Here is a 21,453-nt window from a genome sequence, read left to right as displayed (position 1 = left end):
GCGGTCGTCACCGGTGCGCGGGCGGCCTCTCCCGCAGCCGTGCCGGCAGCCGTGCGGGAAGCGCACGTCACCTCACGCGGCGGCGTGCGCTTCCCGCCAACGCACGGTCGAGCGCGGCCACTCCGAGCGCTGCCAGGGCGACCTGGACGAGGCATTCGAGCCAGTCGATCCCTCGCGTGTCGGCGACACCGAGCGCGGACGCTACCAGCGAGCCGACGAGAGCGGCGGCCGTACCGACGACGAGCGTCCACAGGACCCCGATGTGCTGACGGCCCGGCAGAACGAGCCGTCCCAGCAGGCCGATCGTCGTGCCGATGACGAGAGCGGTGAAGAGTCCGGAGATGTCCATGGCCGATGGCCTCCTTCGACGTCGCGGCCTTCGCCTCGGGTACCCGCACATGTCGTGACGATTCGTCGTCGGGCATTCGTCGGCCGGCATACGGCGCTTCGACGTCGATGACGGCGCTCCGGTGGCTGAGGGTCCGTCACCCGGGCGCGGATCAGGCCTCGCACCGAAGTGGCACCGGCTTCCCGCCCGGATCCGGCACGCTGCGACGTCACGCATACGTCCGGTTCGTACGGGCAGGCGAACCGGCGTCATGCAGTGCGGACGAGCGTCCGGTGAGGGATCTTCCCCGGGGGCTCGTCCCTGACAGGCAACTGACAGGCAAGGAGAACGTCATGACCGCTGAAGGCAACGGCTCCAGGAACTCCGGCACCGCGAAGGCCGGGAAGGCCACCGGCACCCGGTCCGCGGCCTCCCACGGGAAGCAGACCGCCGCAGACACCGGCAAGCAGGCCGGGTCCGAGGCGAAGACCGCCGCTGCCGGAGCCGAGTCCGCGGCCCAGGACGCCAGGAAGTCCGCTTCGAACACCGTGCGCGCGGCCGGCGAAGCCACCAGGCGTGTGGGGCGTGCCGCCGCCGCGGGGCTCCAGACCGGGCAGCAGGCGGTGACCGCCAATGCCGCCCAGGCCGCCAGTGCCGCCGGTACGGCCTGGGAGGCCGTCAAGCACAGGAAGGCGATCGCCGCCGGGGCGGCGGCGGGCGTCGCGGGTGTCGCCGGCGCCGCCTTCGCCCTGGGACGCTCCACGGCGAAGCCCCCGACCGGCCCGTTGACGCGTCTGGCCCGCGGCCGGATCTGACCGCCGTCGCGCGCACGACGGGCGTCCTCGCGTCGGTCCGGACCGGCGGGGGGCCGGTGTCCCCCGTCGCACCGGAGGCCAGCTCCCGCCGCCGGGCGCCGGATCCCTGGGCCATGCCCGTCCCGGTACGTCGGATCACGGAACGTCGGATCACGGACGAGGCGGGGGAGTGATGCACCGGATCTCGCCCGGCCGCGCAGCCGCCCCGGAGGCTCGGCACCTCGCTCTGTCAGTGGCGGCTGAGAAGCTTCCGGCATGGACGAGCAGATCATGCGAGGGCGGGTCTACGGGGCCGACCACGACGATCCCGACCCCGGCAGGCGGCCCGGGCGCGCGTACGTCGACCTGGTCGGCGGTCCGCCGGCCGGCCTGTTCCTGGACGTCACCGGATGGACGGCCGAGCGGCTCCGGCAAGGCGCGGCGCTGACCACCGAACTGGGCCGCTACGGACCAGGCGGGCGGGCCCTGTACGGGCCGCGTCCCGGTGATCCCCAGCGGTTCGACTGGGAGGGTGACAGCCCGTGACGGCCGGGCCGCCGCGGCCCCCCCGCGTCCGTCGAGAGCGTCGGCGGGGCCGGGGCTAGGGTGAGGTGAGAAACCGCGGGAGCACCCGGAGCTGTGATGCCACGACATCGCCCCGACCCGCCCGACAGCGCGCAACACCTCCTCGCAGAGCCCGGTTCCGGCTCGAGCTGGACCGCCTGCGCGACGTACTGGCCCTGGTCTTCCTCGGCGCTCTCGCCGGGATGCTGATCAGTTCGACGATCGGCAGCGGCGCACTGGTCGTCTCCGGGGCGCTGGAGCCGGGCGACTTCTGGTCGACCTGGTCGGTGTGGTGGACCGGCGATGCGATGGGGATCCTTGTCGTCGCGCCCTTCCTGCTCGTGCTGCGCGGAGCCCGGTGGCCGCTGCGGACACGGCCCGGCCGATGGGCCGAGGGCGTGGCGCTGGCGGGCGCGACGCTCTTCGTCACGAGTCTGGCCACGCGCACACCGCACTCGACCCTGCTCTTCCTCGTCTTCCCCGTGCTGATCTGGGCGGCCTTCCGCTTCCAGCTGGCCGGCGCCGCGCCCTGCGCGCTCGTGGTGTCCACGACGGGGATTGTGGCCGCGGCCAGTGGCATCGGGCCGTTCGCCGGTCAGGACCTGTTCGCCAGCATGGTCACGCTCCAGGCGTTCAACGGCACGACGGCGCTCACCGCGCTCCTCCTCGCAGCCGTCATCACCGAGCGCAACAGGACGCACGAGGAGATCAAACAGGTCTGCGCACGGTTCGCCGACATGGTGGCCGAGATGGAGCCGCGCCCCGAGTCGTACGAGTTCCCGCCCCGCCGGCCCCCGTCGTCGGCCGTGCCGCCCCCATCGGCGCGTCGCAGGCCATCACCCGGGCGTTGATCTCCCCCGTGGTGTGCGACGCCTCGCGTGCGCGTCGCCGGTGAGCAGCGCGGGGACGGACCGGGCGGGCTCCCGTGAACCGGGGCGTGTGCCCGGGCACGGTCTCATCCCCGTCCCGGGTCCGGATCGCGGTCCGACTTCGGCCACACGTACGGCAGGTCCGGCGGCACTCCGGGGAAGCGGCCTGCGTAGAAGTCCGGGTCCTTGCGCAGCAGGGCCGCCTGGTGGCTGCGGTGGAACGCCGGTGTTCCCAGCCAGGGCGGGAGATCCCCGTCCGAGGCCAGCCCTTCCTGGGACCGCACCGAGGCGCCGGGCAGCCAGGCCCGGAAGTCGTGCACCAGCGTGAGGGCGCACGTGTCCGCACGCCCCGCGGACGTCCAGACGTCGCACACCTCCAGCCCGTACCGTACGAGCGCCTCCTCGTATCCGGCCCACATGCGGACCGCCGGATGCCTGCGCCAGGCGTATCCCGGCACGGTCAGGCCGCGGAGGATCTGCAGTGCCTCGACCCGCTGTTTGCCGAGCCGGCGGGGGTCGAGCGACGCCGCTGATGCCGCGAAGTCCGCGAAGGGCAGGAATGTCTGCATGGCGTCGTCATACCCCCGGCCGCGGCCGGTGGAGGAACGGGCGTCCGCAGGAGCGGCCTTTCGGCCTCACACAGGCGCCCCGGGGGACCCGTCGACGGGAGGCACGGCAACGTGCCGGAGCGCCTCGCGCAGCTCCGCGGGGATCTCGCCCGTCGCGGCCCAGCGGATGACGAGTTCCGCCACATCGGGCACGGGTGCGTCCATGCGGCGGGCCGCCTCGACGAGGGCGGCCCGCCCGTCGGCCGTGTCCAGCTTCGACGTGGCCGCGATGAAGTGGCTCGCTTCGGCGATCACGGCGTCGGTGCCGACGGCGTCCCTGACCCGGCCGAGGACGGTGGCTGCGTCGCCGTCGTTCCCGGGCGTCCCGTGGCTGCCGTCGGACGCAGCCCGCGCATGGTCGGCCGGGCCGGAGCGGCCGACGGTCTCCCTGCGGCCGGTGACGACGATCCGTCTCTGCCCCGGCTCGTCCTCCACCACGAACCCGGCGTGCGTGAGCGCCGCGGTCACCGCGGTGTGCAGCGCGCGGAGTATGCCCTCCAGCCGGGGCGGCCCCTCACGCCGGTGGCCGCGCGCCAACTCGCCGCGGGCGCGCAGGTCGAGGGGACCGGCCCAGCTCACGACGATGCCGTCCGGGCCCGGCCGTACGGTGAGGCCCGAGGTGTCCGTCCGGTCGGGCGCGCAGATGTCGAACCCCTCGGCGGCCAGGGCGTCGCACACCGCGGCGACCAGGTCGTCGGGGCCGCTGTCGGTCTCGTCCTGCGGAGCCCGTTGCTCCAACAGGTCCAGGGCGCCGCGCAGTTCCAGCTGGCCGGCGACCGACGGCGACACGGCGACCAGGGCGAGCGTCCGTCCGGCGTCCCGGGCGCGCCCGAGCGCCTCCGTGAGCACGTGCACCGCGGAGGCGTCGCAGGAGGAGACGCCGCTGAGATCGACATCGAGCCCGGAGCCGGCGTCCAGCGCGGCGGTCAGCGTCTGGCGGAACGTGTCGGCGGCCTCGGAACCGACCTCGCCCGTGACGGTGGCGAGGGAGCGGCCTCGTCCGCTGCCTGTCACGGTCACCGCGAAGCGGGAACCGTCCCGAGTGGTCATGCGCAGTTCCTCTCCGGACGGAGCATCTGCACTCCCATGCTCGGACGCGCCCGCACGGCCGTCAAGATACCTGAAACGTATTTCCGGTTTTTGGATTCATGCATGGGAGGTCGTACGATCGACGCATGGACACGTCCGGCCCCTCACGCAGTACCTGGACCTTCGTCACCAATCACACCCGTGTCCTCACGGCGATCGCCCGCAACCCCTGGATCCGCATCCGCGACCTGGCCTCGTCCCTCGACCTCACCGAACGGACCGTGCAGGCGCTGCTCTCCGACCTCGAGCAGGGCGGCTACCTGACCCGCACACGTGAGGGCAGGCGGAACAGGTACCAGATCGACGCCGGAGGCACGTTCCGCCATCCCGCGGAGGGCGACCGGCCGATCGCCCCGCTCCTGGAACTGCTGACGGACGCGCCCGCTCCCTCGCCCCACCGCACCGGCGACGAGGAGCGGGGCGAGCGGGACCGAAGGGCCGACTGACGCCGGCGCCGGCGGCCTGCGGGCGTCAGCCGGTCACGACCTCGGTGTCGTAGAAGCAGAAGTGCCCCTTGATCGCGGCGACATCGGGCTTGGGGTCGAGGTACGCCCAGACGAGATCGGCCGCCCCCGGCCGCGACCAGTAGGAGGCGTCCCCCTTGTACGGGCAGTGGGTGCGCGAGTCCGACGGCGTCAGCAGCTCGGTCCTCACGTCGTCGGGCGGCAGGTAGTAGCGCACCGGCAGGCCGGTCTCGCGAAGGAGCAGCGGGCGGCGGCTCTCGGCCAGGACCGTACCGTCGTGCACCACCCGGACGTGCTGCGTGCCCTGCTCGATCGTGATGCGGTGACCCGGCGACATGTGCTCTCCTTCGGCTGGACGGTACCGAACGGCGGTGCTGTGGGGGGACGTCGCATTCCAACCTCGGTGAGGCCACAGGTGTTCCCGGCGGGGCGGCGACCGCGACGACGCATACGCCGCGCCCCGGTGAGGTGCCCGCCGACGTGGTGTCGTTCCTGCCGACCGGCACTACGCGTTGGTCGCACGACTGCGCCCACGACCGAGCGGCGCGCGCGCTCACCCTCTCGGGCGGCGGGCCGGACGGAGCGGGTCCGCGCCGGTGGGGCCCGTGACGCGGGTCGCGTCGAGGCCGGCGCGCATGTGGCCCGGTCACAGGACCGCGACGCCCAAGGGGCGTTCGCCCGCCGGCAGGCGACGGGTGTCGCCGGAGTGCAGGTCCACGACCGTGATGCCGTTCCAGTAGCCGTCGCGCGTGAAGCCGCCCGTGACGTACGCCGTGCGGCCGTCGCGGGAGACGGCGACGTCCTCATGAGGCCCGTCGAGGGCGACGATCCGCTCGTGGCCGTCCGCGTCACGCACCGTCAGTGACGGGCCGTTGTCGCTCGCCGGGTCGATGGGTCCCGTGCCGACCACGAGCAGTGTGCCGTCGCCGGTGATCGTCGCACCGTGCTGGTGGGTGTCGGCGGTCATGCGCTCGACACGGGACGCTCCAAAGTCCGGGTCGAGGACGACCAGCCGCTCTCCCTCGAACGGCAGCAGCAGGCACCCGTCCGAGGGCCGTACGACGGCGTAGTGCGGCTTGAGCCAGGAGCCCAGACCACCTTCCGTGCCGTAGGGCGCGACCTCGATGCGCCGGGTGCCGAGGCCGTCGGTCTCCACCACGGTGACGTCGAATGAGTCGTGGCCGGTCGCGTACACCTCGCGCCCGTCGCGCGAGACGTCCACGTCGAACGGGCGGCGGCCCACTTCGGCGACGCCGGAGACCTTCAGGGCCCGGGTGTCGACGACCTCGACGGTGCCGTTGCCGCCGGGGCGGTTCACGCCGACGTACACATGGCGGCCGTCGGGGGCGAGGGCGATGCCCATGCCGCCGCCACGGTACTCGCCGTGGGCGGGCTCCCCGATGCCGTCCGTCTCGTACGGGACGCGGGCGATCCGGGTCCGCCGGGCCGTGTCCACGACGGCAACGCCCTCGGCGGTGGCGACCCAGGCCCGCCCGTCGTGGCCGACGACCAGCCCGTAGGGAGCGGTCCCGACGTCGACGGAGTCGAAAGCGCCCCGGTCGGGGTCGGCGAACGTGACCGTGCCGGCGCCGAAGTCCGCCACGAGGAGCGTGCCGGACGGCGTGCGTCCCGCCGGGGCCGGCGCGGGCCCGGCGGTCGACTGGCCAGCGGTGGGCGGCGCCTGCGGGGCGGCGGAGTCGTCCTGCCCGCCGGCGGAGCAGCCACCGAGGAGCACGACGGCAGCCGCAGCGGCCCAGGCGACGCGCCTCACCGTACGGCCCTCAGCAGACCGGCGATCTCGGTGAAGCCGCGGCGCTCGGCGTGCTGCAGAGCGGTGACACCGTCCTTGTCGGCCAGCCCCGGGTCGGCCCCGGCGGTGATCAGCAGTTCGACGACCTCCTGGTGGTCACGGCCGCCGTCGCCGAGGATCACGGCCTCCAGCAAGACGGTCCAGCCCAGCTGGTTGACGTGGTCGACGTCGACGTCGGTCTCGCGGAGCACCGCCCGCACGTAGTCGACGTGGCCGCGTTCGGCGGCCGGGACGAGGCAGACGCCGCCGAAGCGGTTGGTGACCTTCAGGCGGGGGCCGGCGGGCAGCAGCGTCCGCATCATGGCGACGCTGCCGGTCACGCCGGTGACCAGCCACGGGCTGTCGAGCCGGTCGTCCTGGTCGTTCGGGTCGGCGCCCGCGGCCACCAGCACCCGCGCGGCGGCCGTGTGGTCGCCGAGCGCCGCGAGCAGCAGCGGGGTGCGGCGGTGCTCGTCGCGGGCGCCGACCGTGGCGCCCTCGTCGAGGGCGGCGCGCACGGCGTCGGCGTCACCGCGTGCGGCGGCCTCCAGGAGGGCGCGATCGACAGCGTTCATGGCGGAGCTCCTTGTGCTTCGTACGGTCCCCGGACCGTGCGCGGTCCGAGCCAGGCGGGGGCACACCAGGGAAGCGGCGGTCGTCATCCACGTACGCACCGCGGGCGTCCGCAGGATCACGCCGGCTGCCTGCGGGCCGGCTGGGCGGCGCGGGCGCGCATCGAGGACGTGTTCACGGGCTTCATGGGGAGATCCGGGGAGGGCTTGGCGGACCACGGGACGGCCGGGACACCCCGGGACCGCGCTGATCTCCATCCTGGGGGCGCTTCCCGCCGCCCCGCGTCGGGGTACCGGCTGGACCCGGCGCGCGCAACGGCGGACACCGGGGTCGACCGATCGGCTGACGGCGGTGGCCGCCGTCGGCCTCGGAGCTCGGCATGCCGCTCGCCGACGGTGTCACGACAATGGACGGCAGGGGCGCGGTGCGCCGCCGCCGCTGCCCCTGAGCCGTGAAAGGGGCATCCGGTGCCAGCAGATCAGCCGGGCAACGAGGACACCTCCCGCACGGTCCGGTCCGAACACGGGACGCTGCTGGAGCAGGTGGCCGTAGCCGTCTTCGGTCTCGACGAGAGCCACCGGATCCGGTGGTGGGGGCCGGGCGCGCAGGCCCTGTTCGGCTACGACACCGGCTCGGCCCTCGCCCGGCCGGGCGCCGCCCTCTTCCCCGCGGCGGACGGGGACCTGCCCGACCCCGCAGCGCTGCTGGTCGAACAGAGCAGGGCCCGCGGATACTGGCGGGTCCGCCTGCCCGCCCGGCACCGCGACGGCACCGTCTTCGACTGCGGCTTCCGGGTCTTCCCCGTCACCGGCCCCGACGAGAGCGTCGTCATGGCGCTCGCGAGCCGCGGATCCGAACTGGACCGGGTGAAGACCAACCTCGCCTTCCTCGACGCGCTCTTCGAGACGTGCCCCATCGGTCTGGTCATGCTCGATCAGGACCTGCGCTTCCTGCACCTCAACCAGGCGCTCGCGGACATGGACGGGCTCACCATCGAAGAACATCTCGGACGCCGCCTCGACGACGTCATGATCACGTCCGACGGCGGCGAGTTCATGCGCATGGTCCGCGGGGTCGCCACGCAGGGCAGGCCCGTGGTGGGCTCGCTGGTCGGCATGCGCGGCGCCGGACACCCGGACCGCGACCAGGTGCGCTCGGTCAGCCTCTTCCCGCTGAGCGGCGCCGCCGGAAGCCGGCCGGGAGTCGGGGGGCTGCTGCTGGACATGACCGACCGGGAAGAGGCCGTGGTCGAGGCGACCGCTGCCCGCCAGCGCCTGGACCTGCTCGACCGGGCGAGCAGGTCCATCGGCAACACCCTCGACGTCATGGTCACCGCCCGGGAACTGGTCGACGTCGCCGTCCCCGCCTTCTCCGACGCCTCGGTCGTGGAACTCGTGCAGTGGCGCGACGAGCACGCGGACTTCGACCCGAGCCTCCCGCTCGACACCCGCCGCATCGCGTGGGGCACGACGCTGCCGCCGCCCGCACCGGAACTGGTCGGCGGACTGGAACGCGTGTCGTACCCGCCGGGCTCGACCGTCCACCAGATGGTGCGAACGGGCCGGCCCGTCTCGGTCCCCGTCGACGACGAGTTCGTGTCCCGGACAGTGGTGCGCCGCAGCCGTGCCCGGCTCCTCGTCGAGAGCGGTCTGAGCCGCATCCTCCTGGCGCCGCTCATCGCGCGCGGCACGGTCCAGGGGATCGCCATGTTCGGCCGCTCCGCGGCAAGGCCCGCCTTCACCGACGAGGACACCGCCCTCGCCGGCGAACTCGCCTCACGTGCCGCACTCTGCCTCGACAACGCACGCCTCTACAGCCGGGTGCAGGACATCGCGCTCACCCTCCAGCGCGCACTGCTGCCCACCGCCCCCGGCACGAGCCCGTACGTGGACGTCGCCCACCGGTACGTCCCCGGCAGCCGGGCGACCGAAGTGGGCGGCGACTGGTACGACGTGATCAACCAGCCCGGCAATCGGGTCGCCCTGGTCGTCGGCGACGTGATGGGGCACGGAGTGCCGGCGGCCGCGGCCATGGGGCGCCTGCGCATCACGGCCAAGGCGCTCGCCCGGCACGTGCGCGAGCCGGCCGTACTGCTCGCCGAACTCGACGCCTGCGCCCAGGAGGCGGGCATCGAGCTGGCGACGTGTCTCTACCTCGTGTACGACGCCGACACCGGCCACGCCCGCATCGCCGGCGCCGGCCACCCGCCGCCGATGGTGGTCCGCCCGGACGGCACGGTGGACGTCGTCGACGAGGTGCTGGGCGTACCGCTGGGTGTGGGCGGCCACGCCTTCGGCACGACGGACATCGAGGTGCCCGACGGATCGGTGCTCGCCCTCTACACCGACGGACTCGTCGAGACGCGCGGGCAGGACATCGACGTGGGCCTGGCCGCCCTGAGGACCGAACTGGGCCGGGCCCCGATGCCGTTGGAGGCCATGGCGGACCACGTCATCGACGACCTGCTGCCCGACCCGCTGTCCGACGACACGGTGCTCGTCCTCGCCAGGGTGCGCCGCAGCGAACGAAGTCCGGGCATGGGGTAGTTTTTCGCGCCTCGCCTCGCCTCGCCTCGCCTCGCCTCGCCTCGCCTCGCCTCGCCTCGCCGCACCGCAGGCCGCCGCGGCCCGCAACCAAGCCCTGAGCACCGCCGTCGCCCTCGCCTACGCGCGGCCCGGGGGACGGCGCTGCACCAACTGCGCGGTGACGAAGGCGACAACGGCCGCGGTGACGACGAGCGGCATCTGGTGGTGCGCGTCCTGGCCGAGGAGCAGCACGGCCAGCACCGCACTGGTCAACGGCAGACCGGTCACGGCGGCGGCCGCGGCGGCCATGCCGAGCGCGAGCCCCGGCGTCGTACCGAGTCCTGGAAGTCCCGCGCAGGCGATGCCCGTCGCCGCGCCGATCAGGATGGACGGGAAGATGGGACCGCCGCGCAAGGCGCCGAGGCAGACGGCCCACGCCAGCCCCTTGCAGGCGATCAGAGCGAGCAGGGCGGCGACCGACCAGGACTCGGGCCGGGCCGCGAGCTCGCCGAGGACGGCCTGGCCGGACAGGGCCGCTTCTTCCGGGGAGCGGCCTGTGAGCAGGGCATAGGCGGTGAGGCAGACGCCCACGGCCACCGCGGCGGCCACGGTGCGCGGCGCTGTGTGCCGGCGCATCGCGGCCTGTGTCCGGCGGCCGATCGCCCGGCCCGCCGCCACGACGAGCGCGATCAGCGCGGCGGCGGGGACGCCCCACAGGAAGTCACCCGCGTCGGGGGTGACGTTCGGGGGCACGTCGGGCAGGGTGAGTGCTCCGGTGGGCAGGCCGGTCCAGTGGCCGAAGCCGGTGAACACCACGGCCCCGGTGGCACTCGCCAGCAGACAGGGCAGCAGCAGGGCCACGAGCTGCACGCCGGCGAGTCCCGCTCCTTCGACGACCATCACGGCGGCCACCACCGGCCCGCCGAAGATGGTGGAGATGGCCGTCGTGGACCCGGCGGTCGCCAGGAGAGCGGCGGAACTCGCGTCAGAGGTCCGGTGCAACGCGCGCACAGCGAGCAGGGCCAGGCCGCTGCCGACCGCCATCAGCGGAGCCTCGGGGCCGAGGACGACGCCGAGCGGGAGAGCGGCCAGCGCGACGACGGCCACGCCGGGGAGCGCCTTGGGGCCGATCGGCGCACCGCCCAGCCCTTCGACCGGGACATGGCCGCCGCGGCCCGGCAGCCGGGTGACGACCGGAGCGAGGATCAGTCCGGCCAGCAGCAGTGCGGGCAGAGGCCACCACCAGGGCGCGCGGTCGTAGCCGGCGGCGTGGGGCAGGGACTTCCACACCCACTCCTCGAGGACGTGCTGGAGGCTGACGAAGAAGTACGAGGCAAGGGCGATGGGTACGCCGAGGACGAGACAGAGAAGCAGCAGGCGCCGGTAGCCGGGGCTGAGCAGGATCTGGCGCAGGGTGGGCGCGCCACCGGCTGCGGACTCCACGTGGGGGGAGGCGGTCATGCCCAGGCAGCTTGCGGTCCTCCCGCTCGACGAAGCGGCAACGCATCCAGGCGCGTCCCGAACACCAGCCGTCCGGCGTACGGATGCGACGGTGGAATCCCGCCGTCATCGCGGTGACGCCGTGACCGCGCCCCGCGCCGGGGCCGGCATACGGGGACGAGCGCCGGCGGCCCCGCCGCCACCGACGACGCACACCACGAGCCGGCCGGGGGCGGGCGCGGTGACGAACGCGTGAGTGCCGGCAAGTCGGCCGCGCCCCGTCGCGACACGCCGGATCACGTCTCGGCACGGTCCAGCTCCTCGTCGAGGGCCAAGGCCGCGGTGATGAGCGCGAGGTGGGTGAAGGCCTGCGGAAAGTTGCCCAGTTGCTCACCGGTCGGGCCTATCTCCTCAGCGAAGAGGCCGACGTGGTTGGCGTAGGTGAGCATCTTGTCGAAGGCGTAGCGGGCCACTCCGAGGCGACCGGCGCGGGCCAGGGCCTCCACGTACAGAAAACTGCACAGGGAGAAGGTCCCTTCGCTGCCGCGCAGTCCGTCAGGTGAGGCGACCGGGTCGTAGCGGTGGACAAGGCTGTCCGAGACCAGTTCCCGGTCGATGGCGTCCAGGGTCGACAGCCAGCGGTGGTCCTTCGGGGAGAGAAAGCCGACGGAGGGCATCAACAGCAGTGCCGCGTCGAGGACTTCTGTTCCGTAGTGCTGGACGAACGCACCGCGACGGGTGCTGTAGCCCCGGTCCATCACCTGCTCGAACACGGCGTCCCGCGCGGCGGTCCAGCCGGCGACATCGGCCGGCCGTGCCAGTTGCGCTGCCAGGCGGATACCACGGTCGAAGGCCACCCAGCACATCACCCGGCTGAAGGTGAAGTCCTTGCGGCCGCCCCGCGTTTCCCAGATGCCCTCGTCGGGACGGTCCCAGACGTGCGCCAGCCAGTCGAGCAGCGCGCGCAGATGCTGCCAGCCGTCGTACCCGGCCAGCTGGGCGATGTCGGGCGCGTGCGCGAGGGCGAAGACCACTTCGCCGTAGATGTCGAGCTGCAGCTGGCCGGCCGCGCCGTTGCCGATCCTCACCGGCGCCGAGCCCCCGTAACCCTCGAGATGGCCGAGTACCTCCTCGGCGAGGTGCGGGTCGCCGTCCACCCGGTACATGACCTGGAGCGGCTCACCGGTCACCGTCGTGCCCGCCGGCACCCGGGCGCCGAGCCAGCGCCGGAAGGCATCCGCCTCTTCCTCGAACCCGAGGTCCAGCAGCGCCTTCACCGACAGCGCCGCGTCCCGCACCCAGGTGTACCGGTAGTCCCAGTTGCGTTCGCCGCCCGGCTGCTCCGGCAGGCCCGTGGTGACCGCCGCGACAGGCGCGCCCGTGGGTGCGTACGTCATCAGTTTGAGTGTGATCGCGGAGCGGTTGACCGACTGCTGCCAGCGGCCCCGGTACCGGCTGCGGCGAAGCCAGCGGTGCCAGTAGTCGTAGGTCGAGCGGAACTCCCGCTGCACGCCTCCCTCGGTGAGCGGCGGCAGCGGTCCGTCCGGGCCGTCGCACACCGTCAGGACGGCGGCGGCCCGCTCGCCCTGCCGCAGCACCACGTCCGCCCGCACGTCCTGCCCGTCGTGCTCGAGCGTCACCGGCCCGTTGACCTGGAGGCAGGCGGTCTGGTCGGGGCCGCGGAAATACGCCGCTCCCTGCTCAAGCACCAGGCTGTGACCGGCGCGCCCGTAGTCGAACCGGGGCCGGCACGCCAGCCGGAAGCCGACCGTGCCACGCGTCACCCGCATGACGCGGACGATGCGGTGCCGGTCCGCCGGGGCTTCGGCCTCGCCCAGCGGCATGAAGTCGATGACCTCCCCGACCCCGTCGGCGGTCAGGAACCGCGTGACCAGGACCGCTGTGTCCGCCAGGTACAGCTGCCGTGTGGTGGCATCCGACGTCTGCGCGGTGATCGCGAAGTGACCGCCGCGGTCGGGGTCGAGCAGCCCCGCGAACATGCTCGGCGAGTCGAATCGCGGAGTGCAGAACCAGTCGAGCACCCCCTCGGAGGTCACGAGTGCGGCCGTGCGCAGGTCCCCGATGAGCCCGTGATCCGCGATGGGCGGCCAACGAAGCATGGTGGTCCCTTCACGACGTCACCCGTTTCCTACGGTACGTCGGGACGTTTCGTCAGGCATGCGGGCGTCATCGGGGCGCTGCGAAGCGGGCCGCATCGCATCCGGTGCTTCAGCCGAAGCTCACCGTCAGCTGGAGCGTGCCGTCGTGCGGGACGCGCAGCAGATGGGCGCGGCGTGCGCCGCCGCGCAGGTACGTCGTCGGCGTCGCGGTGAGGCTCGCGGTGCGCACGCCACCCCACCGGATCTGGACCGTCGTGCGCCCCCGGCGCAGGGTGAGCCCGTCCGCGGTGGCCGTGGTGGCGGAGCCGTAGGACGCCGCCGTGCCGTCGGTGAAGACCACCCGGTCGGCCGGGTGCACCACGAGCGGGATCAGCTCGGTGGCCGCCGAGCCTGTGGTCACGACACGGCGCACCGTCTGCCGGGTGACCGTGACCTCGGTGGTGATCGCGGAGTCGGGGGTGCGGTACAGGATCCCGAAGGGGGCTTCCGGCGGAGGGTCTTCGCCGGTCCACGGCCGCGCCGATGCTCCGGTGACGTACTCGGCCGCCAGGTTGCCGTCGGCGTCGAGCCGTCCGTCGGCGAGCCGCGTGCCCCAGCAGCCGGCGTCGCCGTTGAGCGAGTACACGACCATGCCCGCGTCGGGGTGCCAGAGGAAGGACAGGCCGGAACGGACCAGAGGCGTGGCGCGGTGGCCGAAGAACGCTCCGAGATACAGGCCCGGCCGCCGGACGTACAGGAAGTCCTGGCCGCCGTCGCGGCGGAGTTCCACGAACGTGTCCCGTCGCAGACAGGGCAGCTCGGCGATGGCGGCCTCCTTCTGCGCGCGGGTGGGAAAGGCTTCGCCGTACGGCACGTGCGCGATGATGCGCGGTGAGGTGTTGCCGCGTTGCAGCGCGGGCACGGGCGCCGGGTCCGCGGCCCAGGCGGCGCGTGCGGCGGCCCGGTCCTCACGGGTCGTGAAGAACGGCGCCAGTCCCGGCGCACCGGGCACGAAGAGCGAGCCCAGGTGGGTGCGGTCGGGCTCACGTATCTCGTCGTCGAGGGCGCGGACGCTGGTACGCGCGGACGCGGCGACGTTGGTGAACCAGCCCGAGCCGTCGGGTTCGCGGACGAGGTTGTAGCCCAGCCACGGTGCGAAGCCGCGTGCCATGGAGAGCATGGCCGGCTCGTCCCTGAGGTGGTGGATCTCGGCCATGTCCGGCAGCATGACCTCGAGGTTGTAGCCGACGTCCATCCCACGGGGCTCGTAGAAGAAACCTTGCGGGCTCTGCCCGTGAGCGACGACGAATCCGATGCGTTCCGCCAGCCGCTGCTGCAGGGCGGGCTCCGGATCCAGCTCCAGGCACAGTGCCGCCCCGGCCAGGCCGGCGATGTGCTGGTTCGCGTACTTCAGGGGCGACTCCCAGACCGTGGTGTTGCCGGGGTCGAGGAACCACCGCGTCGCCTTGCGCAGAGCGGCCGTCATCTCGGCCTGCCGGGTGGGCAGAGCCCCGGTGGTGCGCAGGTTCTGCAGGGTCTTGCCCAGGTAGCCGAGGCCGAAGCCGGTGGCGGCACGGGAGTGCTCGGTGGGCCGGTACTCGGGCCACGAGCCGTCGTCGTGCTGCAGGCGCAGGTAGTGCTGGAGCGCCGCGTCGAGGCGGGCGAGCAGTGCCGGGTCGCCCGCGTAGGGGTTCCACGGCCGGTGATGAGTGTGGAACCAGCTCAGCGTGTAGACGTGTTCCTGGATGCGGGCGTTGTACGGCACGTTCGGCGTGCGCCACCAGCCGCCGGTGAACCAGCCGTAGGTGGCGGCGTCGGTGTCCTCGATCTCGTTGGCCATCGGGGCGAGAATCACGAGATACGGCGCGAACCGCTGCTCCTCGGGAGCGAACAGGGTCCGGTCGGGGGCGCCTTTCGGCAGCGGTTCGACGAGCGGCAGCCCCGTCCCCGTCCGGCCGGCCGCCTCGGCGGGCAGCGCGGTGAGCAGTGCGGCGCCGCCGACGGCGCCGAGCAGGGCGCGACGGCTGAGGCCGGGGAGGCCGTGACCTGGGGGAGGGCATGGGTCTGTCAGGTGACGCACGGTGGTCTCCTTCACAAGAGAGGGCCTCAGTCGCGGCTGAACTCGGCGAGCAGTTCGAGCAGTTGGGAGCGCTGTACGCAGGAGTCCAGGCGGAACGAGCCGGCGAGGTCCTCGATCCCGGCGTCGTCGAGGGAGGAGAAGAGCGCGGCGAACTCCTCCAGCATGGGCTCGCCGAGAAGAAGTTCTCGGACCAGCCGGCGCACGTACCAGCGCCGACCGAACGGCGGCGGGTCGAAGTCGGGGTACTCGGCGGCGAGCAGTTCGTCCAGTGGGGCGAGGGCGTGGGCGATGCCCTCCTCGCCGGTGGACCAGGGCTCGGTGCCCAGCCGCTCCTTCTTCTGACGGATCGGTCGCAGCAACCGGGACCAGGGCGAGTCGGGGTCGAGCGTCACCAGGCCGGACAGGTGGGTGTCCTTGTACGTCCAGATCGACCAGCTCGCGCCGTGCTCCCGGTAGATCTCCAGCTGATCGCGCAGGACCGCGTACCGGTGCTTGTCGACCGCCGGGTCGCCCGAGTAGACCGGCCCGAACTCGCCGACCCACAACGGTGTCCCGGTCCGGCGGGAGTGCGCGGTCCGCTCCAGGAAGCGCTCCTTGAGAGCGGCACGGTCGACGTACTGGCCGCGCACGTCGCCGGGATACGTCGTCGCGTCGCGGATCCCGGCGAGCGCGTAGTCGTGCACCGAGTAGACGGTGTTCTCGTACGCGTCGCCGATGACGTCGAAGTCGTTGGCGTAGCGGTTGCCGTCGAGGAAGATCACATGGTCGGGGTCGACGGCTCGCACGGCGGCGGTGAGCCGCTGGTAGAACGGTCCGATCGCCTCACCCGTGGGGTCACCGGGTTCGTTGAGCAGGTTGTAGCCCGCGATCTCGGGCCGGCCGCGGAAGTGGTCGGCAAGGGCCTCCCAGATGGCCACGAGCCGGTCCTGGAAGTGGCGATGGCACCACAGCCAAGCATGATGGGTCGGGTTGTCGCTGTGTTCCGACTGGTTCTGGAATCCGGGCGCGGCATGCAGGTCGATGACGGTGCGGAGGCCGTGCCGGGCGCAGGCGTCGACGGCGGCGGTCAGCCGCCGCATGCCCTCCTGTCTGATGTCGAAGGGGTTGGCGTCATCGGCGAGATGACGGTAATTGACGGCGATGCGTACGCAGTTGAGACCGGTACGGGCGATGAGCGCGGCGTCGGCGTCGGTGAAGAACTCGTCGAGGATGCGGTCGAAGAGCCGGTCGGCCCGCTCCGCGCCCATGGTGCGGCGAAGGGCGTCCCGCGCCTGGTGCTCGGTGCCCGGGAAGCCGTTGAGGAAGTTCTCCATCATCATCCAGCCGCCGAGCCCGACGCCCCGCAGTGTCACCGGTTCCCCGGAGGCCGTGGTGAGGCGGTCGCCGGTCACTCTCAACATCTTCATCGCTAACCCTTCAGGCCGCTGCTGACAATGGACTTGATGAACCACCGCTGGGCCACCATGAACACGGCGAGCACGGGGATGACCGTGAGCGTGCCGGCCGCCAGCTGCACGTTCCAGACCGGGCTTCCCTGGGCGTCCACGATCTGGGTGAGGGCGAGCGGCAGTGTGAACAGCTCCGGGGTGCGCAGGAACACCAGTGGTTCGAGGAACGAGTTCCAGCTGTGCAGGAAGGACAGCAGCGCCACGGCCGACAGCGACGGCCCGGCGAGCGGCAGCGCGATCTTGAAGAACAGTCCGAAACGCCCCAGCCCGTCGAGCCGTCCGCTCTCCTCCAGTTCGGCGGGCAGACCGAGGAAGAACTGCCGCATGATGAACGTGCCGAAGACGGCGTTGCCGCCGAAGACCGCCGGCAGGATCAGCGGCCAGTGGGTGTCGGTCCAGCCGATGTCGGAGAACAGCCGGAACAGCGGGACGATGACGACCTCGCTCGGCATCAGCAGGGCGGTGAGCAGCAGCACGAACATGATGCTCCGGCCGGCGAAGCGGATCCGGGCGAAGGCGTAGCCCGCCATGGCCGAGACCATGACGCTGCCCGCGGACACCAGGGCCGCGATGTAGACACTGTTGAGGTACTGCCGGCCGAAGGGCTGGTAGTCGACGATGCGGGCGTAGTTGTCCCAGCGCCACTCGCCGGGCAGCAGGGACGGCGGGTAGGCGAAGATCTCCGAGATCGGTTTGAGCGAGCTGCTCGCCATCCACAGGATCGGCAGGACGAACGGCACGGAGAGGGCCAGCATCAGCGCGTAGAGCAGGGGCCGGCGTACGACCGGCCCCCACGGACGGCGCCGTGGCAGACCCAGGGTCTCACTGCTCATGGAACACCCACTTCTTGCGCAGCCACCACTGCACGACGGTGAGGATCAGGACGGCGAGGAACAGCAGCACCGCCAGCGCGCTCGCGTAGCCGAGGTCGAAGAACTTGAATGCCTGCAGGTAGATGTAATAGGCGAGCACGGTCGTGGAGTTGCCGGGACCGCCGACGGTCAGCACCAGGATCTGGCCGAAGACCTGGAGCGAGCCGATCACGGTGACGATCGCGGTCAGCAGCATCGTGGCGCTGATCATCGGCAGTGTGATCCGGCGGAAGACGGTCCAGGGGGAGGCGCCGTCGACGATCGCCGCCTCACGCAGCTCCGTGGGGACGGCCTGCAGGGCGGCCAGGAAGAGGACCATGTTCACGCCCACGCCCTTGAGCACCTGCACCAGGATCACCGAGAACATCGCGGTGTCCGACTCCCGCAGCCAGTTGGGTCCCTCGATGCCCACCGTGCGCAGCAGCAGGTTGACGCCGCCGTCGTTGCTGAGCAGGAAACTCCACACCACGGTCCACGCGATGATCGACACGACCGTCGGCGAGAAGAAGATCGCGCGGAACACGACGGTGCCGCGCAGGCCCTGGTCCAGCAGGACGGCGAGCAGCAGGGCGAAACAGATGTTGAACGGCACGAGCCCCAGGGAGAACACGGCCGTGTTCCTCGCCACTTCGACCGCGAGCGGGTCGTCGAGCAGTCTCCGGTAGTTCTCGCCGCCGACGAAACTGATCTCGCCCGTGAGGTTGTTGTACTTGGTGAGGCTGTAGTGGACGACGGCGATCAGCGGCCCCAGCACGAAGGCGGCGAATCCCGCCATCTGCGGGGCGACCAGCACGTACCCGGCGAGCATGTCCCACCGGCGCCACCGCGGTGTGCGGCGCTTGCCGCCGTCCTGGCGCGCCGGCATGCCCCCGGTGGGGGCGGAGGCGGGCCGGGACGGCGGCGCGGCGGCCTTTCGTACGAGAAGACTCACGACCCGGTCCGCAGGATCGGCTGGATGGAGGTGCACAGGTCACGCAGGACCTTGCGGGTATCGGCCTTCGGCTTCCAGGCGGCGTCGAGGCCGGCCCGCGCCTGCTCCGAGAGCTGGGCGTACCCCGTGTGTCCGGGGCGCACGGTCCCGGACTTCAGCGAGTCGATGATGACCTTCTGGAGTTGGTCCTTGCTGAGCAGCGGGTTCGTCTCGGCGAGGGTGTCGGACGTCAGCAGCGAGGCGCGCGGCGGCGGGAAGAACCGGGCGAGTTTCGCGGCGTTCTCGGTGTTGGTGGAGTACAGGAAGAACTCCTTGGCCAGGTCCAGGTTCCGCCCCTTGGCGAAGACCCCGAGACCCGCCTGCCCGATCACCTGGCGGTCGCCGGCCGGTCCGGACGGCAAGGGCACGGCACCCCACTTCCACTGCACGTCGGCGAGCGGACCGATCTTGCTGACCTGGAAGATGACCATGGCGCTCTCACCGGAGAAGAAGTCCGCCTGCTCCCCGGGAGCCGGCGTGGAACGGTCGGTGAAGGCCATGTCCCGCAGGAAGTCGATCGCATCCGTCATCCGGGGATCGGAGAACCCGCAGTCGTTGTCGGGTGTCCACGGCCGGGCTCCGTACGCGCCCATGATCGGGTAGAGCCGGTCCCACTGCTTGTACTCGAACTCGTGGATCACCAGCCCGAACCGTGCCGCCTTGGCATCGGTGACCTTCTTCGCCGCCTCCGCCAGGGCGTCCCACGTCCAGGCGCCGTCCGCGGCCAGCTCGGCCGGGTCGGCCGCCCCGGCCTTCGCGAGGACGTCCGCGTTGTAGAAGACGGCGAAGGGGGAGCTCGAGAACGGGTACGCGTACAGCGACGTGCCGCGCCGCCACTGGTTCAGGAGAGCCGGTTCGAGGTCGTTGTAGCGGTAGTCGCCGTCGGCCTTCATGTCCGGCGCCATGTCGACGAGGGTCTCGGCCTCGATGAAGTCGGCCGCGGTGGTCTCCAGGATCCACCCCAGGTCGGGCGGGTTGCCGGAGGCGAGCTGGGTGGTCAGGGCTGTGGTGTAGTCGGCCGGGTTGAGCGACTCGAAGGTGACGCTCCTGACCTCGGGGCGGTCGGCCCTGAACGCCTCCCCGATGCTGTTGAGCAGGGCGAGGTGGTCCTTGTTCGCCGTCCACACCGAGATGCGGAGCCTGCCGTCGCCGGCGACCGTCCCTCCGCCGCTTCCACCGCCCGAGCAGCCGGCGGCGAGAGCGGCCACGCCGGCAGCGCCGGCCGCGATGACGGAGCGTCTCGTCGGATTCATGTCGGAACTCCTTGCGGTTCGCGGTTCAGTAAGCGGCTATCTCGGGCCAGCGCAGTTCGACGCCCTCGTCCGTCAGGCGCTTCTGGAAGTCGGCCAGCAGATCCGGTGTGTGGCGCACGGAGCGGGGGGAGGTGCGGCGCTCCAGGCAGAAGGCGGCCAGTGCGCCGGCCGCCTCGCCGACGTTCCACTCGACGGGGTGCAGGCGATAGCAGCCGTTGGTGATGTGGGTGGTGCCGATGTTCTTGCCCGCGGGGAGCAGGTTCTCCATCCGCACGGGCAGCAGCGCCCCGAGCGGGATCCGGAACGGGCAGGACGCCACGTCCAGGTAGTGGTCGCCGCCCGTGGAGGGGTGCAGATCGATGCGGTACATGCCGATGCCCACCGAGTCCGGGTACTCCACCGCACCGGCGTCGCCCCGCACCGTGAGGGACAGGTCCTGTTCCACGACCGTGCGTTCGGCGCGGATGCGCCGCGACTCGCGGATGTACGGAGCCTGCGCCAGACCGTCCGCCGAGCCCATGACGTCACCGCGCAGCCGCAGCCCGGGGTAGCCGGCGCCTCCGTCGGTCCGCGGGGCCTCCGTCTGCAGCCAGTACAGGAACGAGTAGGACAACTCACGGGCCGCCGTGAGGTGGTCGGCGGCGTCGGGCACGTCGAAGACCGGGCCGGGCAGGTAGTCGATCATCGGCCAGTTGACCAGCGTGATGTCGCTCTCGTAGGCGCCGTCGGTGAAGTTGCGCCGTGCCGCGATGCGCCGGAAGGTCCACAGGTTGCTGTCCCCGGGGCTGAGGCGCTGGTCCGCGACGACCGCCAGCGGGTCGTCGTCCGGGTTCGGTGTGAACTCGCGCTCGACGATCTCCTTCGTCCTCGGATGAGGGGCGCTCAGCGAGAACAGGGGACCGCCCCAGAACTCCGGCTGGTACGTGCGCCAGAAGCCGTACCTGGCCGGCTTGTCGATGGTGTGGTCACCGTCCACGTGGTCCAGCGCGAAACACACCGACGCGGCCTGCATGTTCAGCGGCTGCGCCGCATCCGGGGCGCTCGGCTCGCCGGTCTCGGTCTGCGCCTCGAAGCCGGTGACGTACTCGGTACCCGTGAGCGGCAGCAACTCGCCGGTCTCGGTGGCGTCGAGGACGTACGGCGCGGTGACGGTGATCTCGCCGCCCCCGTCACGGTGGGCCACCGTCACGGCGCTCACCCGGTCGCCGTCGGTCTCTGCGGACACCGGGCGGTACGGCTGCAGGACGCGCAGCCGTCCGCTGCCCCGGTACGGCGCGAGCATCGCCTCCAGGACCGCCACGGCAACGCGCGGCTCGTGGCAGAGCCGGCTGACGTGCCCGGCACCGGGGTTGAGATGACGCCACGCCCGAGAGCGTTCGGTGAGCGGGAAATGGCGGCGGTAGTAGTCGCGGATCCCCTCCCGCAGCGCCCGGTAGCTCGCGGTCGCGCCGAACTGCTCGACCCAGCTGTTCTCGTCCGGGGGCACGGCCTGGCTGGTGAGCTGACCGCCGAGCCAGTCGAACTCCTCGGTCAGCACCACCTTCCGGCCGGCGCGGAGCGCGGCCAGCGCCGCTGCCACTCCACCGAGCCCTCCGCCTATGACGAGGACTTCCGCCTCCATGCATGCTCCTTCCACCGTTGTGTCCCTCGCCTGTCGCGCCGTATGTCGCACGGCTGGGTCATCGGCC

General features: G+C 72.1%; 19 protein-coding genes. 5 read left to right on the top strand and 14 right to left on the bottom strand.

Annotation, left to right across the window (positions count from 1 at the left end):
* Nucleotides 1-67: 67 nt before the first annotated feature.
* The gene (locus AB0K02_RS28460; RefSeq protein ID WP_365995405.1) at nucleotides 68-349 is read right to left on the bottom strand and encodes a GlsB/YeaQ/YmgE family stress response membrane protein; all 282 of its coding nucleotides are present in this window, start codon (nucleotides 347-349) and stop codon (nucleotides 68-70) included.
* 332 nt (nucleotides 350-681) lie between these two features.
* Here AB0K02_RS28460 and AB0K02_RS28455 point away from each other — a divergent pair, with 332 nt between their 5' ends.
* The 3 genes from AB0K02_RS28455 to AB0K02_RS28445 all read left to right on the top strand — a co-directional run bounded on the left by AB0K02_RS28455 (nucleotide 682) and on the right by AB0K02_RS28445 (nucleotide 2,537).
* Nucleotides 682-1,143 carry a hypothetical protein gene (locus AB0K02_RS28455; protein ID WP_365995404.1) on the top strand — a complete coding sequence of 154 codons (462 nt, stop codon included), beginning with the start codon at nucleotides 682-684 and terminating at the stop codon, nucleotides 1,141-1,143.
* Between the two features lie 255 nt (nucleotides 1,144-1,398).
* The gene (locus AB0K02_RS28450) at nucleotides 1,399-1,668 is read left to right on the top strand and encodes a hypothetical protein (protein ID WP_365995403.1); all 270 of its coding nucleotides are present in this window, start codon (nucleotides 1,399-1,401) and stop codon (nucleotides 1,666-1,668) included.
* A gap of 65 nt (nucleotides 1,669-1,733) precedes the next feature.
* A complete protein-coding gene (locus AB0K02_RS28445) occupies nucleotides 1,734-2,537 on the top strand; it encodes an MASE1 domain-containing protein (RefSeq protein ID WP_365995402.1) in 804 nt (267 codons plus the stop codon).
* Between the two features lie 104 nt (nucleotides 2,538-2,641).
* Here AB0K02_RS28445 and AB0K02_RS28440 read toward each other — a convergent pair whose 3' ends face one another.
* Nucleotides 2,642-3,124: an MSMEG_6728 family protein gene (locus tag AB0K02_RS28440; RefSeq protein WP_365995401.1), complete on the bottom strand. Its 483-nt coding sequence runs from the start codon at nucleotides 3,122-3,124 to the stop codon at nucleotides 2,642-2,644.
* A 66-nt stretch (nucleotides 3,125-3,190) separates the two neighbouring features.
* On the bottom strand, nucleotides 3,191-4,213 hold the full coding sequence (locus AB0K02_RS28435; RefSeq protein WP_365995400.1) for an STAS domain-containing protein: 1,023 nt from the start codon (nucleotides 4,211-4,213) through the stop codon (nucleotides 3,191-3,193).
* 125 nt (nucleotides 4,214-4,338) lie between these two features.
* Here AB0K02_RS28435 and AB0K02_RS28430 point away from each other — a divergent pair, with 125 nt between their 5' ends.
* Nucleotides 4,339-4,698, top strand: a complete 360-nt coding sequence (locus tag AB0K02_RS28430; protein ID WP_365995399.1) for a winged helix-turn-helix domain-containing protein — start codon at nucleotides 4,339-4,341, stop codon at nucleotides 4,696-4,698.
* Nucleotides 4,699-4,723: 25 nt separating this feature from the next.
* On the opposite strand, the gene AB0K02_RS28425 is transcribed toward AB0K02_RS28430, so the two are convergent.
* The 3 genes from AB0K02_RS28425 to AB0K02_RS28415 form a co-directional block, all read right to left on the bottom strand.
* Complete coding sequence (locus AB0K02_RS28425; protein ID WP_365995398.1) at nucleotides 4,724-5,053, bottom strand: DUF427 domain-containing protein; 330 nt, start codon at nucleotides 5,051-5,053, stop codon at nucleotides 4,724-4,726.
* Between the two features lie 309 nt (nucleotides 5,054-5,362).
* Nucleotides 5,363-6,487 carry a hypothetical protein gene (locus tag AB0K02_RS28420; protein WP_365995397.1) on the bottom strand — a complete coding sequence of 375 codons (1,125 nt, stop codon included), beginning with the start codon at nucleotides 6,485-6,487 and terminating at the stop codon, nucleotides 5,363-5,365.
* Nucleotides 6,484-7,080: an ankyrin repeat domain-containing protein gene (locus tag AB0K02_RS28415; RefSeq protein ID WP_365995396.1), complete on the bottom strand. Its 597-nt coding sequence runs from the start codon at nucleotides 7,078-7,080 to the stop codon at nucleotides 6,484-6,486. The genes AB0K02_RS28420 and AB0K02_RS28415 overlap by 4 nt, the downstream gene beginning before the upstream one ends.
* Before the next feature lie 465 nt (nucleotides 7,081-7,545).
* Here AB0K02_RS28415 and AB0K02_RS28410 point away from each other — a divergent pair, with 465 nt between their 5' ends.
* Nucleotides 7,546-9,624, top strand: a complete 2,079-nt coding sequence (locus AB0K02_RS28410) for a SpoIIE family protein phosphatase (RefSeq protein WP_365995395.1) — start codon at nucleotides 7,546-7,548, stop codon at nucleotides 9,622-9,624.
* 117 nt (nucleotides 9,625-9,741) lie between these two features.
* Here AB0K02_RS28410 and AB0K02_RS28405 read toward each other — a convergent pair whose 3' ends face one another.
* From AB0K02_RS28405 to AB0K02_RS28370, 8 genes are all read right to left on the bottom strand, one after another.
* The gene (locus tag AB0K02_RS28405; RefSeq protein ID WP_365995394.1) at nucleotides 9,742-11,064 is read right to left on the bottom strand and encodes a chloride channel protein; all 1,323 of its coding nucleotides are present in this window, start codon (nucleotides 11,062-11,064) and stop codon (nucleotides 9,742-9,744) included.
* A gap of 275 nt (nucleotides 11,065-11,339) precedes the next feature.
* Nucleotides 11,340-13,163, bottom strand: coding sequence for a glycoside hydrolase family 15 protein (locus tag AB0K02_RS28400; RefSeq protein ID WP_365995393.1), 1,824 nt, complete (start codon nucleotides 13,161-13,163; stop codon nucleotides 11,340-11,342).
* Nucleotides 13,164-13,272: 109 nt separating this feature from the next.
* Complete coding sequence (locus AB0K02_RS28395; protein WP_365995392.1) at nucleotides 13,273-15,222, bottom strand: hypothetical protein; 1,950 nt, start codon at nucleotides 15,220-15,222, stop codon at nucleotides 13,273-13,275.
* A 26-nt stretch (nucleotides 15,223-15,248) separates the two neighbouring features.
* Nucleotides 15,249-16,628: a cellulase family glycosylhydrolase gene (locus AB0K02_RS28390; protein ID WP_365995391.1), complete on the bottom strand. Its 1,380-nt coding sequence runs from the start codon at nucleotides 16,626-16,628 to the stop codon at nucleotides 15,249-15,251.
* Nucleotides 16,629-16,630: 2 nt separating this feature from the next.
* Nucleotides 16,631-17,503: a carbohydrate ABC transporter permease gene (locus AB0K02_RS28385; RefSeq protein ID WP_365995390.1), complete on the bottom strand. Its 873-nt coding sequence runs from the start codon at nucleotides 17,501-17,503 to the stop codon at nucleotides 16,631-16,633.
* Entirely contained in the window at nucleotides 17,493-18,473 is a 981-nt protein-coding gene (locus AB0K02_RS28380; RefSeq protein ID WP_365995389.1) for a sugar ABC transporter permease, read from the bottom strand. The genes AB0K02_RS28385 and AB0K02_RS28380 overlap by 11 nt, the downstream gene beginning before the upstream one ends.
* Nucleotides 18,470-19,765 (bottom strand): sugar ABC transporter substrate-binding protein, encoded by a 1,296-nt coding sequence (locus AB0K02_RS28375; protein WP_365995388.1) that lies wholly within the window; start codon nucleotides 19,763-19,765, stop codon nucleotides 18,470-18,472. The genes AB0K02_RS28380 and AB0K02_RS28375 overlap by 4 nt, the downstream gene beginning before the upstream one ends.
* Before the next feature lie 25 nt (nucleotides 19,766-19,790).
* Nucleotides 19,791-21,386, bottom strand: coding sequence for an FAD-dependent oxidoreductase (locus tag AB0K02_RS28370; protein WP_365995387.1), 1,596 nt, complete (start codon nucleotides 21,384-21,386; stop codon nucleotides 19,791-19,793).
* Between the last annotated feature and the right edge of the window lie 67 nt (nucleotides 21,387-21,453).

It is taken from the genome of Streptomyces sp. NPDC049597 (genome assembly GCF_040675505.1).
In the GTDB taxonomy this organism is placed as follows: Bacteria; Actinomycetota; Actinomycetes; order Streptomycetales; family Streptomycetaceae; genus Streptomyces.
This window is presented reverse-complemented; position numbering and strand designations above follow the sequence as displayed.

Coding starts and splice junctions, on each gene's coding strand:
- AB0K02_RS28460 (WP_365995405.1), bottom strand. CDS start 349: ATGGACATCTCCGGACTCTTCACCGCTCTCGTCATCGGCACGACGATC.
- AB0K02_RS28455 (WP_365995404.1), top strand. CDS start 682: ATGACCGCTGAAGGCAACGGCTCCAGGAACTCCGGCACCGCGAAGGCC.
- AB0K02_RS28450 (WP_365995403.1), top strand. CDS start 1,399: ATGGACGAGCAGATCATGCGAGGGCGGGTCTACGGGGCCGACCACGAC.
- AB0K02_RS28440 (WP_365995401.1), bottom strand. CDS start 3,124: ATGCAGACATTCCTGCCCTTCGCGGACTTCGCGGCATCAGCGGCGTCG.
- AB0K02_RS28435 (WP_365995400.1), bottom strand. CDS start 4,213: ATGACCACTCGGGACGGTTCCCGCTTCGCGGTGACCGTGACAGGCAGC.
- AB0K02_RS28430 (WP_365995399.1), top strand. CDS start 4,339: ATGGACACGTCCGGCCCCTCACGCAGTACCTGGACCTTCGTCACCAAT.
- AB0K02_RS28425 (WP_365995398.1), bottom strand. CDS start 5,053: ATGTCGCCGGGTCACCGCATCACGATCGAGCAGGGCACGCAGCACGTC.
- AB0K02_RS28415 (WP_365995396.1), bottom strand. CDS start 7,080: ATGAACGCTGTCGATCGCGCCCTCCTGGAGGCCGCCGCACGCGGTGAC.
- AB0K02_RS28405 (WP_365995394.1), bottom strand. CDS start 11,064: ATGACCGCCTCCCCCCACGTGGAGTCCGCAGCCGGTGGCGCGCCCACC.
- AB0K02_RS28400 (WP_365995393.1), bottom strand. CDS start 13,163: ATGCTTCGTTGGCCGCCCATCGCGGATCACGGGCTCATCGGGGACCTG.
- AB0K02_RS28390 (WP_365995391.1), bottom strand. CDS start 16,628: ATGAAGATGTTGAGAGTGACCGGCGACCGCCTCACCACGGCCTCCGGG.
- AB0K02_RS28385 (WP_365995390.1), bottom strand. CDS start 17,503: ATGAGCAGTGAGACCCTGGGTCTGCCACGGCGCCGTCCGTGGGGGCCG.
- AB0K02_RS28375 (WP_365995388.1), bottom strand. CDS start 19,765: ATGAATCCGACGAGACGCTCCGTCATCGCGGCCGGCGCTGCCGGCGTG.
- AB0K02_RS28370 (WP_365995387.1), bottom strand. CDS start 21,386: ATGGAGGCGGAAGTCCTCGTCATAGGCGGAGGGCTCGGTGGAGTGGCA.